This is a genomic window from Nocardia fodinahabitans (assembly GCF_052983615.1).
In genome coordinates this window covers 6,963,653-6,979,963 of record NZ_JBRJJC010000001.1, presented here as the reverse complement: position 1 = coordinate 6,979,963, position 16,311 = coordinate 6,963,653, and the positions used below count along the sequence as shown (strand labels likewise).

The following is a 16,311-nucleotide window of genomic DNA, read 5'->3' as shown; positions in this document are numbered from 1 at the left end:
TGGCGTTGGTGAGGCAGCCGAAGCTGCCGGTGCCTGCGACATACTAAGCAGAACATCGGACATCTCGCGCTCCCCCGACGGCGATAGTACCCGAGGTTCGCAGATTGCGACTTGCAAGCGCGCAGTGGAGTTTTCGGTCCCGCTCAGCGGGATCGATTCGGTCGTTCGCGCAGGTCAGCCGACCGCGTGGTAGCGCTGGGCGTGCTCGATGACCGGTGCGCGGCGTTCCTGCTCGGACATCGCGAGCAAGCGGGACATCGTCGCGGTGGCCGCGTCGTCGGCCGGGGTGAAGATCTGCATCCAGGCGCCGTCGATCACCGGCAGCGACATGCTCGTCATGTGCATCGCGATCTTGCCGACCGCCAGATGCTGGATCACCTTGACCAGGCTCTTCGGCACGGCGACGTCGTTGCGGGCCCACAGGCGGGCGAACAGCGGACTCGCACCGCACAGTTCGCCGATCAGCGCCTGCCACTGCGGGTCGTCGAGATACCGCACGTAGGCGCCGCGCAGGTAGGCGACCATGCGGCGCAGATCGTCCTCGTTGTGCTCGTACGGATTGCAGCAGTCGGGCGTCAGGAACGCGCGGCGCAGAACGTTGCGCTCGCCGTCGGTGAAGCCGGGGCACAGCGCGCGATAGGCGGCGTTGTGGGCGAGCACATCGTATTTCGCGCTCAGCAGCGCCGCGGGCAACGGCGAGAGCTGATCCAGGATCACCGGCAGTCCCGGCGGCATCGCCGACTCCCCCGTTGACCTGGGCACGGTCGGCACGTCGGCCAGCCGGTACAGGTGCGCCTTCTCCGCCGGGTCCAGGCACAGCGTGCGAGCGACCGCGTCGAGCACCTGGACACTGGCATTGATCGGTCTGCCCTGTTCGAGCCAGGTGTACCAGGTGACCCCGATTCCCGACAGCTGGGCGACCTCCTCGCGCCGCAGACCCGGTGTGCGCCTGCGTGGCCCGGGCGGCAATCCGACATCGCCGGGAGCGATCCTGGCCCGGCGCGACTTCAGGAACGCGCCGAGTTGTGCCCTGCGCTCGGTCCGTACCGAGCGCATGTCGACCACTTCACTCATCGGTCCATCGTCGCCGAACCCGATCCTGGTATCCAGGTGGTACTGATACCCGTTTCGGCGGGCCGGTGCTCAGGCGCTCGCGAAGGAACGGCTGCAGGACTGTCACCGCTTCTTCGAACCCGGCACCGGTCATCGGCGTCTGCGTCTGCGCGGCGTCGCCGAGCAAGCCGATGCGGCCGTTGACGACCCGATGCGGCAAGTAAGCGGTGATCGGGGTCGCGAGCACCGGCGATCGCGCGGAATCGCTTCATGCGTTCGGCGGCGTCAGTGGGAGTGGGGTGCACGTAGCGTTTCACGCCCGTGTAGTGGACACCGATTTCGTGTTCGTTCCAGACGGTGCGGAATTCCGCGCTACGGGCGAGCAGGAGCTCCAGCAGGTGAGCGGCCCGTGATCCGGGGCCGCGGAGGGTGACCATCGCCCGCAATCCGGAGGCGAAGACGCGGGAGTGCAGCGGGTGGTCGTCGGGGTGGTACATGGCCCGGGTCGCGGGGTCGGTGAACCACCGATAGCCGAGGGAGCGGGCGGGGCCGGTGTAGCAGGTGGTGTCGCCGGTGATCGCGATGCCCAGCGGGGTCTGCCGCAAGGTCTCGCCGAGTTCGGTGACGATCTCGGCGGGGGTGTCGGTGAGCCGATCGAAGATCCGCAGCAGGCCGGGGCTGATGTGTTCGCTGGTCGAGCCACGCGCGGGTGGGTTGTGCCCGGCCAGGCGGAACAGGTGGTCGCGCTCGTCGAGCGACAGATGCAGTCCCTGCGCGATCGAGGCGATCATCTGCTCGGACGGATGCGGTCCCCGTTCGCGCTCGAGCCGGCTGTAGTAGTCGGCCGAGATGTGGCACAGCGTGGCGACCTCTTCGCGACGCAGACCGGCGGTTCTTCTGCGTTGCCCGCGTGGGAGACCGACGTCTTCGGGTTGCAGTGCCGCTCGGCGGCGGCGCAGGAATTCGGCGAGCCCCGCTCGATCGATCATCGGCTGCTTCCTCCTTGGCCTCCGGTCCTGTCTTCAGTCTGCCCGCGGCGCTCGACGGTTGCCTGGGATCGACAGGCCGTGGATAACTCCGCGTTCTGCGCGCAGCCTGAATGTAGGTCCACCTTCCAGCGAACCAGGAGCAACGCATGGCACACACACAGCCCGACCTCACGGTGCCGGACCTGACCGGGAAACTCGCGGTCGTCACCGGCGCCAGCGACGGAGTCGGCCTCGGTCTGGCGACCCGGCTGGCCGCGGCGGGAGCGGAGGTCGTCATGCCCGTCCGCAACCGGCGTAAGGGCGACGCGGCGGTGGCGAGGATCGAGCAGGAGTACCCGCGAGCGGTCCTGTCCCTGCGCGACCTCGATCTGTCGTCCCTGGACTCGGTCACCGCACTGGGCGCCACCTTGCGTGGCGAGAACCGTCCCATCCACATTCTCGTCAACAACGCCGGCGTGATGACCCCGCCGGACCGGCAAACCACTGCCGACGGGTTCGAGTTGCAGTTCGGCAGCAACCATCTGGGGCACTTCGCGCTCGTCGCCCACCTACTGCCCCTGCTGCGCGCCGGTCAGGCGCGGGTGACCTCGCAGATCAGTATCGCCGCGAACCAGCACGCCATCCACTGGGACGACCTCAACTGGGAACGGTCCTACCACCCCCGGCATCGCGCCCACCAATCTCCTGGCCGCGCGCCCCGAGGTCGGCCGAACCCGAGATACCGTCGGCAGGCGCCTCATCCACGCGCTGTCCCGCCGCGGCATCCTCGTCGGCACCGTCGAGACGGCACTGCTGCCCGCACTCCTGGCGGCCACCTCGCCGGACGCCCGCGGCGCCCGTTTGTACGGTCCGAGCGGGCTCGGGCACCTGTCCGGCGCCCCGGCCGAACAAACCGTCTACTCCCGGCTACGCAGCGAAGACGACGCCGCACGCATCTGGCAGATCTCCGAGACCCTCACCCACACTCGCTTCCCGACCGGCGAACCGGCACGCACCAGCCCTGGATCGACCGGACCCGGTCGACCGTCGGCCCGATGACCACCACGGGCGCCGGGTCACGGGCAGCGCCCGAAATACCAGCTACGGTGTAGTTATCCACTCAGTGAGACCCGACATCTGGAGTCAGCATGCCGAAGTTGGAGATCAAGAGAAAGACCGAGCTCTCTCGTCACGAGGCGGCCGCGCGGCTGATCGCGATAGGCAAGGCTCTAGCGGGCGGATCGGAGGTGGAATACAGCTCAGAAGGCGATTCGATCGAGATCGTCGTCGCCGACCGGGTCAGCTGGGAATTCGAGATCGAGGTCGACGGTGACGAGACCGAGATCGAGATCGAAATCAAATGGCGCGACGATCCGGTCGAATCGCCGACCCCTGCGCCGTCGCCACGACCGAAAGCCGCGGCTCCGGCCAAAACCACGCGCCGGGCGCGCGCCCGGAAAACCGCCGCCGGCTAGTTCCTGCTGAACCGCGCCGGGCTCAGCCCGGTGCAATCGGCGCGAAGGAGCGGATCGAGTCGGCACCGGCGCCCACCACCCCGGCCGATGATTCCGGCACTTCGTTCCATGCGCCGGGCAGATCGCGCAGCGGCTCCGAGACCACGAATCGGGTCTCGGAGCCGAGTTCGCGCAATACCTCGACCTCGGGGTGCAGTGCCCGCAAGGCGGCCAACTCGGTCGAGAAGAACAGCGTCCGCGATTCTCGCTCGCTGGAATAGCGGAAGAACCAGAGGAATTCCCCGTCGGCCGTCGCGACGGTCATCTGCACCGGATGGTCTACCCCGTACGCGTGACCGACGTCCTCGACGAAACCCACCGCGCGGGCGACAGCACCGAACGGATCGTCGACGAGGCCGAACGTCAAGGCCAGGTAGAACAGGGTTTCGCTGTCCGTCGAACCCTCGATGTCGGCGAAGAGCCCCGGTTCGACGGCCGCGAGCAGGTCACGCCGGGTCTCGTGGAAGCCGCGCAGGGCGCCGTTGTGCACCCACAACCACCGTCCGTGCCGGAACGGGTGACAGTTGCTGCGCTGTACCGGCGTCCCGGTCGAGGCCCGAACATGCGCGAGCAGCATCGGCGTGCGCACCTGACCCGCGATCTCCCGCAGATTTCGATCGTTCCAGGCGGGTTCGATGCTCTTGTACACCGCGGGCTCGGCGCCGAGGCCGTACCAGCCGAGGCCGAAGCCGTCACCGTTGGTGGTGGTCGCGGCCATGTGTGAGTGCAGGCTCTGGTCGATCAGGGAGTGCGCAGGGCGGAACAACAGATCCTCGGCGAGGATCGGCTCACCCGAGTAGGCCATCCACCGGCACACACCACCATTCTGGCAGAAACTGCGGCCTAGCGTTTGCGGCCGACTCCGCCGACGATGCAGTGGCGCACGGCGTTGAGCGGGGTGAGGTGGGGCCCGTCGGGCCACCAATCGTCGCAGCGGACGAGGCCCGGTTCGACCATTTCCAGGTCGCCGAACATGGCCTGGATCTCGTCCCTGGTCCGGAAGCGGCCGCTGCCCATCGGGCTGTGGATGAACTTCTCTTCCATCGTGCGGGCCAGATCGGTGTATTCGGGCGTCTGCGGGTCGTGGAAGTGGGCGATCGCTACGAACGAGCCCGAGGGCAGGGCGTCGATGTAGGTCTGCATCAGCGCGGGCCCGTCCTCACCCAGGTAGTGGTGCAGGGTGCCGATGTGGAACAGCGCCAGCGGGCGGGTGAAGTCGAGGGTGCTCCGGATCGTCTCGTTGCCGAGCACCTCGAGCGGGCGGAAGATGTCGGCCTCGGCGATGCGGGTGCGGTTGTTGCTGGCCAGCAGCGCCTGAGCGTGCGCGAGGACCGACGGGTCGTTGTCGACGTAGACCACCCGCGACTGCGGGTTCACCCGCTGGACCACCTGGTGGGTGTTCTCCGCGGTGGGCAGGCCGGAACCGAGATCGAGGAACTGATCGATCCCGGCCTTGGCCAGGAACCGGCACGCGCGAATCAGGAAATCACGGTTGGCCCAAGCCAAATCGTTCACCTGCGGCGCGACGGTGCGGACCTGCTCCAGCACCGCCCGGTCCACGTCGAAGTTGTCTTTGCCGTTGAGCGCGGCATCGTAGACACGCGCGATGCTCGCGCGTGTGGTGTCCACCCCGACCGGAACAGAGCTGGGGTAGGCGGCAGAAGATTGCGACATCGGGCGCCTCCGGGCATCAGACCGACTGTACGAATTCAGCCTAGAGCATCGGTTCCGTTGGCGCGGAAGCTATCCCGAGTCGAGCTCACCGCCGGTCGAGCCACTCGGTGAAGGTCGGGCCCGCGATGATCGCCGCGGGTCCGGGCAGCAGCGCGCCGTCGGCCTGCCGCCGGTGGTCCGGGTCGGTGGTGTCCACGACTTCGACGACGCGGGCCGGCGCGCCCCGGCGGGCGGCGACCAGCGCGACCGCCTCGACCAGGCGCCATTCCTCGGGACCGGCGATCTCGACCATCGCCGGCCCGTCGGTCCGCACGACGTCGGCGAGGTGCTCGGCGACGGTGCGCGCCGAGACCAAACGCGCTCGGTAGGCGGGTACCTCGGCGCGATCACCGACGGTGGTCCAGTCGAGCATCATCTCGGTGAATTCGTGGAACTGGGCGGCGCGCAGGATGCGCACCGGCACCGGGCCCACCTGGTAGGCGCGCTCCTGGGCGAGTTTGCCCGCGTAGTGGCCCCCGGTGAAGTCGTCGATGCCGATGATCGACACCAGCGCGATCCGGGCTACGCCCGCTGCCGCCGCGGCCCGGCCGACGTTGCACGCGACGGTGTCGAAGAACGCGGTGACCGCGGCGGTGTCGGTGGTCTCGGCGTTGATCGCGTCGACGACCAGGTCGGCGCCGGCCAAGGCGTCGGCCAGTCCCCGACCGGTTACCACGTCGACCCCGGCCGAGCGGGTGATCTCGACGACGTCCTCTCCCTGATTCTTCAGCACGTCGACGATTTCGCGGCCGATTCGTCCGCTCGCGCCGATCACTGCGATTCGCATGTGGGTGTCTCCTTCGTCGGTGAACCTGTCGACGGGACGACGAAATACGTTCGCGCGGTGTGACATCAGGCAGGTACCGGCGATACCCGTGTCGATGGACTCCTGGTCGGCAGCCCGCGCACGGCCCACGATCAGCGCATGACCCAGACCATCGCGCCGGCCCCGGCGCACGCATCGCTGACGGGCAGGCGAGCGGTCGCCCTGCTCGTCGTCATCCTTACCGGGCAGTTCATGGCGGTGCTCGACGCCTCCATCGTCAATGTCGCCATCCCGTCGATCCGGGCGGATCTGCGCACCGGCGGCGCGGCGCTGCAATTGATCGTCGCCGGCTACGTCATCGCGTACGCGGTGCTGCTGGTCTGCGGTGCCCGCCTCGGTGACCGGTTCACCCAGCGGCGCACCTTCATCGCCGGGCTCACGGTGTTCACGGTGGCCTCGCTGGCCTGCGGACTGGCCTGGAACGAGTTGTCGCTCATCGTGTTCCGGTTCGCCCAGGGAATGGGCGCGGCGGCGATGGTGCCGCAGGTGATGACGCTGATCCAGCGCACCTTCACCGGACCGGCACGGGCCAGGGCGCTGAGCGTCTACGCGGCGATCATCTCCGGTGGCATGGTGGCCGGGCAGATCTTGGGTGGTCTGATCGTCGACGCCGACCTCGCGGGCAGCAGCTGGCGCGGGGTGTTCCTGGTGAATGTGCCGCTGGGTCTGGCGCTGCTGGCGATCGCGCCCGCCGCGCTTCCGGTGACCGCCGCGCGCACCGAGCGCGAACTCGACGTGCCGGGTCTGGCGACGCTCACCGTCACCGTGCTGCTGCTCGTCGTTCCGCTGGTGCTCGGCCGGGAACTCGATTTCCCGGTGTGGTCGTGGCTGTGCCTCGGCGCCGGTGTCCTCGGTGTGGCCGTGTTCGCCGGAATCGAGCGGTCCGTGGCCGCGCGCGGCGGGGAGCCCCTGTTCTCTCCTCGGGTGCTGGCCGCGCCCGGCCTGCTGCTCACCGCGGCTACGCTGCTGCTGATCATGGCGAGTTTCGGTGGCTGGCTGTTCGCGATGGCGATTCACCTGCAGGGCGAACTCGGTTACCGGGCACTGCATGCCGGCGTGCAGTTCCTGCCGATGGGCATCACCTTCGCGGCCGCCGGGCTGTATCGGCAGCGGATCCCGCAGCGGTGGCACGCCGGCATGATCCCGCTCGGACTCGTGCTGGGGGCGGCGGCGATGGGCTGGCTGGCGCTGCTGCTGCGCGACGGCGCCGGAATCGGTCCGGCCATCCTGGTCGCCTTCGGGCTGCTCGGCCTCGGCAACGGGCTGGCGTTCAGTCCCCTGATGACCAGGGCGCTGGCCTCGGTGCCGATGGCGCTGGCCGCCGACGCCAGCGGCATTCTGGTGACGAGCGTGCAGCTGGGGATCGTGGTGGGGATCGCGAGTTTCGGGTCGGTGTTCTTCGCGCTCGCGGAGACGTCGGCCAGCGGGGCGCTGGTCGTCGTCCATGTTCTGGGCGCGGTCACCACGCTGGTGGCCGCGGCACTCGCGGCGATGGCGGTGCAGCGCACGCGACGCTGACCCGGCGTCGGGGCACCACGATGGCGCCGGCAGCACACCCGCTGTCGGCGCACGGGCTCGGCATCGATGCTGCCGAGCCTGCGATCAGAGCTGGGCTTCGATCGCGGTGACGACCTCGCCCGCGTCCGGGGTGACGGTCGGGCGGAAGCGGCCCGCGACCGTGCCGTCGCGGCCGATGAGGAACTTCTCGAAGTTCCACTGGATATCGCCCGCGCTGCCGTCGGCGGCGGGGGACTCGACCAGGGCGGCGTAGAGCGGGTGCCGGTCGTCACCGTTGACATCGGCCTTGGCCAGCAGCGGGAAGTCGACGCCGTAGGTGACCGAGCAGAATTCCTGGATCTCCTCGGCGGTGCCGGGCTCCTGACCCATGAACTGGTTGCAGGGGACACCGATCACCGTGAAGCCACGCTCGCCGTAGGTCTTCTGGAGCTCGACCAGGCCGGTGTACTGCGGGGTCAGGCCACACTTGGAGGCCACGTTGACCAGCAGGACCGCCCGGTCGCCCGCCAGTTCGCCCAGCGTGGTGTCGGCCCCGGTCAGGGTCTGCACCGCAATGTCTCGAATATTCGCGCTCACCACAACACCACCAGATCTCGTCGACGTCGGTTCGATCGCCACCGTACCGGAGCCCGATCGGGGCGCAACCGTCCCGCTGGGCGGGAGCTTTTGTAACACGTTCTTGTTTTGTCGCGCGGTTGGCGGCACCATTTCGGTACGTACCCGAGCAGCGGAGGAAGCCCGTGACCGAACAGCCCCACCGGATCGACACCGTCCGCCCGCTGCGCGCGAACGCCGTCGAGCACTGGGATTTCGAAGCCGACGTGGTGGTGGCCGGTTTCGGCATCGCCGGCGTGTGCGCCGCGATCGAAGCCGCCAGGGCGGGCGCGAAGGTGCTCATCCTGGAACGCACCGGCGGCTGGGGCGGCGCGGCGGCGCTGGCGGGCGGCTTCGTCTACCTCGGCGGCGGCACACCGCTGCAGCAGGCGCTCGGATTCGACGACACTCCCGAGAACATGGCCGCCTTTCTCAAGGCGGCGCTCGGTCCGGGCGTCGACGAGGCCAAGATCGACGACTACTGCGCGGGCAGCGTCGAGCACTACAACTGGCTCGTCGACTGCGGTGTGCCGTTCAAGGAGTCGTTCTGGGGCGAGCCCGGCTGGGAACCGCCGCACGACGAGGGCCTGATGTACTCCGGCGGCGAGAACTCCGCGCCGTTCCTCGACATCGCCAAGCCCGCGCCGCGCGGTCACGTTCCCGAGCTGGCGGGCAAGAAGATCGGTGAGCGCAGCGGCGGCTACATGCTGATGAAGCCGCTGGCCGACACCGTCGCCGCGCTCGATATCGACGTCGAGTACGACACCCGCATCCGCAGGCTGATCGTCGACGACGACGATCGCGTGGTCGGCATCCTGGCGACGAACTACGGCAAGCCGGTCACCGTGCGGGCCGCGCGGGGCGTCGTCCTGGCGACCGGGAGTTTCGCCTACGACACCGAGATGATCGACCGCTACACCCCGCGCTTGAGCGGCAGGCCCGGCGCGGCGATCGAGGAACACGACGGTATCGGCATCCGGCTCGCGCAGGCACTGGGCGCCGAGCTGGCGCACATGGACGCCAGCGAGGTCGCCATCTTCGGCGATCCGCAGATGATGGCGCGCGGCATCCTCGTCAACGGGCGCGGCCAGCGCTACGTCACCGAGGACACCTACCCGGGCCGGATCGGCCAGGCGACCCTGCTGCAGAACGACAATCAGGCCTTCCTCGTCATCGACGAGGCCTCGCTCGAGGAAGCGCTCGCGACCGAATCCGCCACCCCGTTCTTCCGGTTCCCGCCCAAGTGGGTCGCCGAGACGGTGGCCGAGCTCGAAGCGGACATGGGACTGCCGGAACAAACGCTGCAGACCACGATCGCCACCTACAACCGGCATGCCGAGAACGGCAGTGACCCGCTGCTGGGCAAGAAGCCCGAATGGGTGCGCCCGATCTCGACTCCCCTGGCCGGTTTCGATCTGCGTGGTTTCACCGCCGGATTCACCCTCGGCGGCCTGCGCACCGACCTGGACTCGCGGGTGATGCACGTCAGCGGCGAGCCGATTCCCGGACTCTACGCCGCAGGTCGTTGCACGTCAGGGCTGTGCGCGTACGGTTACGTCAGCGGTGCGTCACTCGGTGACGGCAGCTTCTACGGCCGTCGCGCCGGTCAGGCCGCGGCAGCGGCCGGCACGGACTGAGACAGGCGGCACCCACCGGACCGCCACTGTCAGTACGCTGCTTGCAGCGCCGCCGCCCGACGACGAGTCCGGCTGCGCTCGCGGGCTTTTCGAGCCCGCGAGCGGGCGCGTCCAGTTGGCTACGACAGATGCAGTGCAGGATCGGAGTTGGACAGTGCAAGCAGGTGGGACGTCCGCGGATTACGTGATCGTCGGCTCGGGGTCGGCGGGGGCGGTGCTCGCGAATCGGCTCAGTGCCGACCCGGGCACCACGGTCGTGCTGTTGGAGGCCGGTCCGGCCGACGACGACAAATTCGCCCATATTCCGGCGGCGTTCTCGAAGCTGTTCCGCACCGAGCGTGACTGGGACTACCTGACCGAGCCGCAGCCCGGCCTCGGTGACCGGCAGATCTACTGGCCGCGCGGCAAGACCTTCGGCGGCTCGTCGTCGATGAACGCGATGATGTGGGTGCGCGGTTTCCGCGCCGACTACGAGGAGTGGGGACTCCTCGCCGGCGAGCAGTGGAACTTCGCGGCCGCGGTCGAGCAGTTCCGCAAGATCGAGAACGTCCAGGACGCGCAGTACCCGGACGAGGGGTCGCGCGGCCCGCAGCACGTGCAGCGCCAGCGCAGCCCGCGCGCCTCGACGCACGCTTTCCTCGAGGCCGCGCGCCAGGCAGGCCACGAGCTCGAGTCGCCGAACCGGCCCGCACCGCAGGGCTTCTCGCAGACGATGGTCACCCAGCGCGACGGCAGGCGCTGGAGCACCGCCGACGCGTACCTGCGCCCGGCGATGAAGCGGGCCAACCTGACCGTGCGCGCCGAAGCGCTGGCCACCAGGGTGCTGTTCGACGGCACCAAGGCCACCGGCGTGGAATACCTGCACGACGGGCAGACCCACACCGTGACCGCGAATCGCGAGGTCATCCTGTGCGGTGGGGCGGTGAACAGCCCGCAGCTGCTGCAGCTCTCGGGGATCGGCGACCGGGAGGAGCTGAACAAGCACGACATCGAGGTCGTCGCGCACTCCCCCGAGGTCGGCGCGAATCTGCAGGACCACCTGATCGCGGCGCTGGGCTACAGCGTCGAGAGCGACTCGCTGTTCGCGGCGGAGAAGCCGCTCGAGCTGATCAACTACCTGATCCGTCATCGCGGCATGCTCACCTCCAATGTCGGTGAGGCGTACGGCTTCGTGCGCAGCGAACCCGATCTCGAGCACCCCGACCTGGAGCTGATCTACGCGCCCGCGCCGTTCTATCACGAGGGTCTGGTCGAGGCGACCGAGCACGGCGTCGTCGTCGGCGCGATCCTGCTGCGTCCGCGCAGCCGGGGCCGGATCGGTCTCGCGTCGGCCGATCCGACGGCCAAGCCGGTGATCGACCCGCAGTACCTGTCCGATCCGGACGGCGCCGACCGCGCCGCCCTGACCGCCGGACTGCGGGTGTGCGCGAGCCTGGTCGAGCAGCCGGCGCTCAAGAGCGCGCTCGGCGCACTGATCTACCCGCCGGAGGCGCCCGACGATATCGAGGCGACCATGGCGCTGACCATCGAGCAGTTCTCGCACACCCTGTACCACCCGGTCGGCACCTGCCGGATGGGTACCGACGCCGCCAGCGTCGTCACCCCGGACCTGAAGGTGCGCGGTGTGGAGGGCCTGCGGGTGGCCGACGCGTCGGTGATGCCGCTGATCATCCGCGGACACACCAACGCCCCGGCCATCTTCATCGGTGAGCAGGCGGCGGACTTCATCCTGGCCGAGTCCTGACCCGCCGGTGGTGGCGCGTCCGACCGGGCGCGCCACCACCGCCTCAGGCGACGGCCAGCGCCAGCGAGGCCGCGGCGAGCAGCAGGTACGGCAGCGGGTATCCGAGGTCGGAGTAGGCGCGGGCGCGCAGGACGGTCAACTCCGCGCAGACGAAGTACAGCACCAGGCCCGCCGCCGCGGCGATCGCCAGCGGCCGCGAGGCCAGCCCCGCCAGCAGCGCGAGACCACCGACCGCCTTGATCACCGCCAGCGGGGTCAGTGTCCACGACGCGACGCCGTAGCGGCGCATGTTTTCGCGGACCCAGTCGGCGCGGACGATATCCATCGCGGCGGCGATCAGCGCGGCCAGTGCGGCGAGCACGGTGACGACGACGAAGCTCGTGTGCATGAGTGGGTTCCTCCGGTCTACGGTGAGCGACGGCGACCGCCGTCGATCCGATGACGAACGGGCCGGCCGAAAGGTGACCGATGCACCCGGATTCGCTCGCGCTCGCCTTCGAACAGCGCCGTGACCGGCTCCGCGGCGTCGCCTACCGGATGCTGGGCACCGCCGCCGAGGCCGACGACGTGGTGCAGGAGGCGTGGCTGCGCCTGGACCGCGTCACCGTGGCCGAGATCGGCAATCTCGACGGCTGGCTGACCACGGTCGTCTCCCGGATCTGCCTGGATCTGCTGCGCGCCCGCACCCAGCGCGCCGAGAACACGGAAGCGGACATCGCCGACGCGCGGGCCACCGGGCCCGGCGCCGACCCCGAGGACGACGCCCTGCTCGCCGACTCGGTCGGGCGCGCGCTGCTGGTCGTCCTCGATGTCCTCGGACCGGAGGAACGGGTCGCGTTCGTGTTGCACGACCTGTTCGCCGTCCCCTTCGCCGACATCGCTCCGATGCTCGGGCGGACGCCGGCCACGACCAAGAAGCTGGGCAGCCGGGCCAGGCAGCGCGTCCACGCGCCCGCCCGGATCGGGCAGTCGGAACTCACGGCGCAGCGGGCCGTCGTCGCGGCGTTCCTGAAGGCGGCGCGCGAGGGTGACCTGGACGAATTGCTGGCCGTGCTGGCCCCCGATGTCGTGCGCTCGGCCGATCCGGCGGCGCTCCCGCCCGGCATGGCCGCCCTGGTCCGGGGCGCCGCCGCCGTCGCGGACGGCGCGGTCGTGCTGCGCAGGCGCTCGCGGGAGGCGGTGCTGGTCCTCGTCGACGGTCGGCCCGGACTCGTCGTCGTCCGGGCGGGCCGACCGCTGTTCGTGCTGGTTTTCACCGTCGAGGGCACGCGGATCGCCGCCTACGACGTGGTCGCCGACCCCGTCAGGCTGGCCGGTCTCACCTTGTCGCTGCTGCCGGAGCAGTCCTGACCCGCTGCTCGCCGGTCGATTTCGGCACACTGTGCAACATTGCACGCGGTGCTGCATCGCATCGCGTGCGAGATCGCAGTGCGCGCAGTCGAACTCGGCCCGTCAGAGGGCCGGGACGCGCGCGAAACCCAGCGGCGGCGTCGGGACCGGGCCCGAGCGCAGGTCGTGACGGAAATCGGGCAGCAGCGGCAGCATGTCCGCGTTGCGGGCCGCGTAGCAGCGCACCATCGGCAGCGCACGCGAGACCTCGGCGCGTTCCACCGGCTCGGCGTCGAGGAACGCCATCCCCGCCAGCCCGAGGCCCAGGGTGTCGGCGATCCGCACGATCGAGGCCGACTTGCGGCCCCAGCCCACCTCCACCGCCGAGAACATCTCGTACAGGCCGTGCCGATAGAGCGTGCGCAGGGTACGCGAACGATCACCACGTGCCGCGACGGCATGCAGCACTCCGCGCGCGCTCAGCTTGGTGAGCGTACGCAGTGCCTGCGGGCGCAGCGTGGTGCTGGTCGAGTCATGGACCACGCCGTCCCACAGGGTTTCGTCCAGTTCCCAGACCAGACAACGGACGGCAGGTCGCATGGTGCCCCTATCGGTTCGTTCCGGCGCGGAGAACTCTACAACCACTCATAGCGATGGACCAGACTTGTGACCGCTCACCAAGCAGGCGAGCAAGCATGGGTCCACGACCCATAACCTGACGTTCCATTCCGGCATCGACGCGGGTTGGCTAGGGTGAAGTCGCTGGACAGCGGGGGCAGAGCGGCAAGATGGGCGAAGGGAACACAGATGTCCGTTGAGAATCCACCCCGGCAATCGCTGACCATCTCCGGTCAGCCGATGTCGTCGCCACTGAAGGACGTGCGCGCCCTGTCACGGCAGATGGTCGGCCACTTCGTCGCCAATGTCGTCCCCTGTGGCACGCTGCCGGGCGACGCGATCTCCGGCGACGTCACCACCATCACCCGGATCTGCCTGGAATTCGCCGTCAGCATGCTCGACGGCCGCGACATCCCCAACAAGCTGCAGCGCCTGCAGGACGCGGCCAGCGGCTGGGCCCGCGAGGGCGTGCCGATCGACACCATCCACCACTCGATCGCCGAGGGCTTCAAGATCGGCCTCGACCTGGTGGTCGCGAACGCGTCGGTGAAGGACTACGACAACCTGGTCGACGGCGTGAAGATGGTGATGGAGATGCTCGACACCATCACCGCCCAGGTGTCGCTGGCCTACGTGCGGGAGCTGCGCGGCGTGGTCAGCGAACACCACACCGCCGTACACACCCTCACCTCGGCGCTGCTCGGCGGCCACAGCACCTCGACGATGGCCCGCGAGTGCGGAATCGCGATCGCCGAGACCTACGCCGTGCTCGCCCTGGCGATCCCGCCGCACCGCGAGGAAGCCAACCCCGCCCTCGACGCGAAGGTGGTCGCGCGGCGCAAGCTGCGCCGGGTGCAGGCCGAACTGGCCAAGCGCTGCGGCGATTCGGCGCTGTCGCTGCTCAGTGTCGACGGTGGCACGGTGCTCATCCCCGCGGGCACCTTCGATCGCGACGGTCTGGCCGCGCTCGTCGCCCAGCTCTCGCAGGCGGCCCAGGTCGGCATCACCGCGGCGATGGTCGAGACCAGCACGACCGGCGTCCCCGATGCCGCCGACCAGGCCCACGAGCTGCTGGACATGGTGCAGCGGCTCGACGTCACCTCGGGGCTGTACCGCTTCGACGAGCTGGCCCTCGAGTACCAGCTCACCCGCCCCGGCCCCGGCCGGGAGTTCCTCGGTTCGTTGCTCGACCCGCTGGACCAGTACCCCGAACTGCTGGAGACCCTGCAGCGCCACATCGCCAACAATCTCAACCGCCAGCGCACCGCCCGGGTGCTGCATGTGCACACCAATACGGTCGACTACCGGCTCAAGCGGATCGGCCAGCTCACCGGTTTCGACCCGACCCAGCCCTCGGGCCTGTGGTACCTGCGCTCGGCACTCGTCGCCCGCAGTTACCGCTCCGCTGCCTGACCTCTCCCGAAACGCCGAAGGCGCTGTCCGCGGAATCGCGGACAGCGCCTTCGTGTCGTCTCACAGGGAGCCGCCACCCCCGACCAGCCAGGGGTTGAATTCGCAGACCAGGTCAGGGCTACCCGCGGGGTCGAGGGCCCGCAGCGCGATCGACAGCGCACGCGGGGAGTACATCACCGTCAGGTGATCGGAGACGTCCTGTTCGCAGCCTTCCTGCAGGGTGATGTTGTCGACGGTGGCCCCGGGACCCGGCTTCAGGAAGGTCAGGTCGTAGGGGTTGGTGACCTCGTCGTAGCGGGTGCCGACGACGGTGTAGTCGACGCCGGCGACGGTGTCACCGTTGGCGTTGAGCTGGTTGACGAAGTCCGAGCCGATCGTCTGCTGGATACCGGCGTGCCCGACGAAGATCTCGATCAGACCCAGGATGTCGATACCGGCGTTGTTGATCATGCGGCCGAGGGCGCCGATGCCGTCGAGGCTGGTGCCGTGGTGGGTGGCGCCGAAGGTGACCAGGTTCTCGACCTTGGCCGCACCGCCGTCGAACTTGGTGTACCAGTTGGCCAGCGCGCCGCCCTGGGAGTGGGCGATGATGTCGACCTCGCCGGCGCCGGTGGCCGCGAGCACGCGGTCGACGAAGGTGGCGACCTGCTTGGACGAGTCCTGGATGTAGCCGGTGCCCATGACTCCGGGCAGCAGCGAACCGAGACCGCCGCCTTCGACCAGGCCCGAGCGACCGTAGTTGAAGGTGAAGGTGCAGTAGCCCGCGTCCTTGATCGGCTGGCCCATGAAGGCGTAGCCGTTGTAGGCGTTCATCCAGGTGCCGTGCAACAGCACCACCGGACGTGGATGTTCGGCGGTCGGCTTGCAGTTCCAGTCGTTGGCGCCGGGCGGGGCAGCGTCACCGTTGCCGAGTCCGTACCCGAACGCGGCCAGCCAGGAGGTCTGCGCGGGGCCGTAACCGATTGTGTCGGTGGACTTTCCACCGGAGGAGCCCGAGCTGGACCCCGAACCGCCGAAGCAGTTGCCCGAACCGTTCCCCGACCCGGCGCCGCTGCCGGAGGTGCAGGCCGAACCGCTACCGGGACCGGCCACCTCCCGGCCGGCGGTGATGATGTCGGCGAGGGCCTGCTCGGAGGGCGCGGGGTCCGGGGACGCGGCGGCCCCCGGACCGGTGAGCGCGACGGCGAGCGCGCCGACACCGGTGAGCACCGCCGTCTGTAGCGTCCGTCTGCGACTGGGAGATTTCATCGTTGCGTATCTTCCTGTGCGATTCGAGAAATACGAATGGCTGTTGTCGAAACCGCAACGAACATAAGGCCCGAAAATCTCCGCATTTCTGCCATTTCCGGGTTTCTGGACAGGTCACCACGGGTCGTCGAAAACC

General features: G+C 69.2%; 15 protein-coding genes and 1 pseudogene. 7 read left to right on the top strand and 9 right to left on the bottom strand.

From position 1 onward, the window contains the following. Window positions 1-174 precede the first annotated feature (174 nt). Window positions 175-1,074, bottom strand: coding sequence for a helix-turn-helix transcriptional regulator (locus NV348_RS32885; protein WP_447150372.1), 900 nt, complete (start codon window positions 1,072-1,074; stop codon window positions 175-177). Continuing rightward, window positions 1,071-2,042, bottom strand: coding sequence for a helix-turn-helix transcriptional regulator (locus tag NV348_RS32880; protein ID WP_447150371.1), 972 nt, complete (start codon window positions 2,040-2,042; stop codon window positions 1,071-1,073). The genes NV348_RS32885 and NV348_RS32880 overlap by 4 nt, the downstream gene beginning before the upstream one ends. Window positions 2,043-2,188: 146 nt before the next feature. Between NV348_RS32880 and NV348_RS32875 the strand changes: the two are divergent. Together NV348_RS32875 and NV348_RS32870 are read left to right on the top strand one after the other, a co-directional pair. Further along, window positions 2,189-3,080: pseudogene (locus NV348_RS32875) on the top strand (SDR family oxidoreductase). An 89-nt stretch (window positions 3,081-3,169) separates the two neighbouring features. After that, window positions 3,170-3,496, top strand: a complete 327-nt coding sequence (locus NV348_RS32870) for an amphi-Trp domain-containing protein (RefSeq protein WP_447150370.1) — start codon at window positions 3,170-3,172, stop codon at window positions 3,494-3,496. Window positions 3,497-3,518: 22 nt separating this feature from the next. On the opposite strand, the gene NV348_RS32865 is transcribed toward NV348_RS32870, so the two are convergent. The 3 genes from NV348_RS32865 to NV348_RS32855 all read right to left on the bottom strand — a co-directional run bounded on the left by NV348_RS32865 (window position 3,519) and on the right by NV348_RS32855 (window position 6,035). Then, complete coding sequence (locus tag NV348_RS32865) at window positions 3,519-4,340, bottom strand: class II glutamine amidotransferase (RefSeq protein WP_447150369.1); 822 nt, start codon at window positions 4,338-4,340, stop codon at window positions 3,519-3,521. A 38-nt stretch (window positions 4,341-4,378) separates the two neighbouring features. Then, window positions 4,379-5,209 carry an SAM-dependent methyltransferase gene (locus NV348_RS32860; protein ID WP_447150368.1) on the bottom strand — a complete coding sequence of 277 codons (831 nt, stop codon included), beginning with the start codon at window positions 5,207-5,209 and terminating at the stop codon, window positions 4,379-4,381. Between the two features lie 85 nt (window positions 5,210-5,294). Continuing rightward, entirely contained in the window at window positions 5,295-6,035 is a 741-nt protein-coding gene (locus NV348_RS32855; RefSeq protein WP_447150367.1) for an SDR family oxidoreductase, read from the bottom strand. 138 nt (window positions 6,036-6,173) lie between these two features. Between NV348_RS32855 and NV348_RS32850 the strand changes: the two genes are divergently transcribed. Next, the gene (locus tag NV348_RS32850) at window positions 6,174-7,592 is read left to right on the top strand and encodes an MFS transporter (protein ID WP_447150366.1); all 1,419 of its coding nucleotides are present in this window, start codon (window positions 6,174-6,176) and stop codon (window positions 7,590-7,592) included. Between the two features lie 84 nt (window positions 7,593-7,676). Here the strand turns inward: NV348_RS32850 and NV348_RS32845 are convergent, their stop codons facing one another. Continuing rightward, window positions 7,677-8,171, bottom strand: a complete 495-nt coding sequence (locus tag NV348_RS32845) for a glutathione peroxidase (protein ID WP_447150365.1) — start codon at window positions 8,169-8,171, stop codon at window positions 7,677-7,679. A 161-nt stretch (window positions 8,172-8,332) separates the two neighbouring features. Between NV348_RS32845 and NV348_RS32840 the strand changes: the two genes are divergently transcribed. Next, window positions 8,333-9,823 (top strand): FAD-dependent oxidoreductase, encoded by a 1,491-nt coding sequence (locus NV348_RS32840; protein ID WP_447150364.1) that lies wholly within the window; start codon window positions 8,333-8,335, stop codon window positions 9,821-9,823. A 154-nt stretch (window positions 9,824-9,977) separates the two neighbouring features. Beyond that, entirely contained in the window at window positions 9,978-11,567 is a 1,590-nt protein-coding gene (locus tag NV348_RS32835) for a GMC family oxidoreductase (protein WP_447150363.1), read from the top strand. 43 nt (window positions 11,568-11,610) lie between these two features. Here the strand turns inward: NV348_RS32835 and NV348_RS32830 are convergent, their stop codons facing one another. Further along, entirely contained in the window at window positions 11,611-11,955 is a 345-nt protein-coding gene (locus NV348_RS32830; protein WP_447150362.1) for a DoxX family protein, read from the bottom strand. 80 nt (window positions 11,956-12,035) lie between these two features. On the opposite strand from NV348_RS32830, the gene NV348_RS32825 reads away from it, so the two are divergent. Then, window positions 12,036-12,917 (top strand): sigma-70 family RNA polymerase sigma factor, encoded by an 882-nt coding sequence (locus NV348_RS32825; protein ID WP_447150361.1) that lies wholly within the window; start codon window positions 12,036-12,038, stop codon window positions 12,915-12,917. Window positions 12,918-13,019: 102 nt separating this feature from the next. Here NV348_RS32825 and NV348_RS32820 read toward each other — a convergent pair whose 3' ends face one another. After that, the gene (locus NV348_RS32820) at window positions 13,020-13,496 is read right to left on the bottom strand and encodes an HAD-IIIC family phosphatase (RefSeq protein ID WP_447150360.1); all 477 of its coding nucleotides are present in this window, start codon (window positions 13,494-13,496) and stop codon (window positions 13,020-13,022) included. Window positions 13,497-13,703: 207 nt separating this feature from the next. Here NV348_RS32820 and NV348_RS32815 point away from each other — a divergent pair, with 207 nt between their 5' ends. Continuing rightward, a complete protein-coding gene (locus tag NV348_RS32815) occupies window positions 13,704-14,927 on the top strand; it encodes a PucR family transcriptional regulator (RefSeq protein WP_447150359.1) in 1,224 nt (407 codons plus the stop codon). A 60-nt stretch (window positions 14,928-14,987) separates the two neighbouring features. Here the strand turns inward: NV348_RS32815 and NV348_RS32810 are convergent, their stop codons facing one another. Continuing rightward, window positions 14,988-16,175 (bottom strand): esterase/lipase family protein, encoded by a 1,188-nt coding sequence (locus tag NV348_RS32810; protein WP_447150358.1) that lies wholly within the window; start codon window positions 16,173-16,175, stop codon window positions 14,988-14,990. Window positions 16,176-16,311: the final 136 nt, after the last annotated feature.

What these genes read in the sequence shown, in the direction of transcription:
- NV348_RS32885 (WP_447150372.1), bottom strand. Translation starts at nt 1,074, where the DNA reads ATGAGTGAAGTGGTCGACATGCGCTCGGTACGGACCGAGCGCAGGGCA.
- NV348_RS32880 (WP_447150371.1), bottom strand. Translation starts at nt 2,042, where the DNA reads ATGATCGATCGAGCGGGGCTCGCCGAATTCCTGCGCCGCCGCCGAGCG.
- NV348_RS32870 (WP_447150370.1), top strand. Translation starts at nt 3,170, where the DNA reads ATGCCGAAGTTGGAGATCAAGAGAAAGACCGAGCTCTCTCGTCACGAG.
- NV348_RS32865 (WP_447150369.1), bottom strand. Translation starts at nt 4,340, where the DNA reads ATGGCCTACTCGGGTGAGCCGATCCTCGCCGAGGATCTGTTGTTCCGC.
- NV348_RS32860 (WP_447150368.1), bottom strand. Translation starts at nt 5,209, where the DNA reads ATGTCGCAATCTTCTGCCGCCTACCCCAGCTCTGTTCCGGTCGGGGTG.
- NV348_RS32855 (WP_447150367.1), bottom strand. Translation starts at nt 6,035, where the DNA reads ATGCGAATCGCAGTGATCGGCGCGAGCGGACGAATCGGCCGCGAAATC.
- NV348_RS32850 (WP_447150366.1), top strand. Translation starts at nt 6,174, where the DNA reads ATGACCCAGACCATCGCGCCGGCCCCGGCGCACGCATCGCTGACGGGC.
- NV348_RS32830 (WP_447150362.1), bottom strand. Translation starts at nt 11,955, where the DNA reads ATGCACACGAGCTTCGTCGTCGTCACCGTGCTCGCCGCACTGGCCGCG.
- NV348_RS32825 (WP_447150361.1), top strand. Translation starts at nt 12,036, where the DNA reads ATGCACCCGGATTCGCTCGCGCTCGCCTTCGAACAGCGCCGTGACCGG.
- NV348_RS32820 (WP_447150360.1), bottom strand. Translation starts at nt 13,496, where the DNA reads ATGCGACCTGCCGTCCGTTGTCTGGTCTGGGAACTGGACGAAACCCTG.
- NV348_RS32815 (WP_447150359.1), top strand. Translation starts at nt 13,704, where the DNA reads ATGTCCGTTGAGAATCCACCCCGGCAATCGCTGACCATCTCCGGTCAG.
- NV348_RS32810 (WP_447150358.1), bottom strand. Translation starts at nt 16,175, where the DNA reads ATGAAATCTCCCAGTCGCAGACGGACGCTACAGACGGCGGTGCTCACC.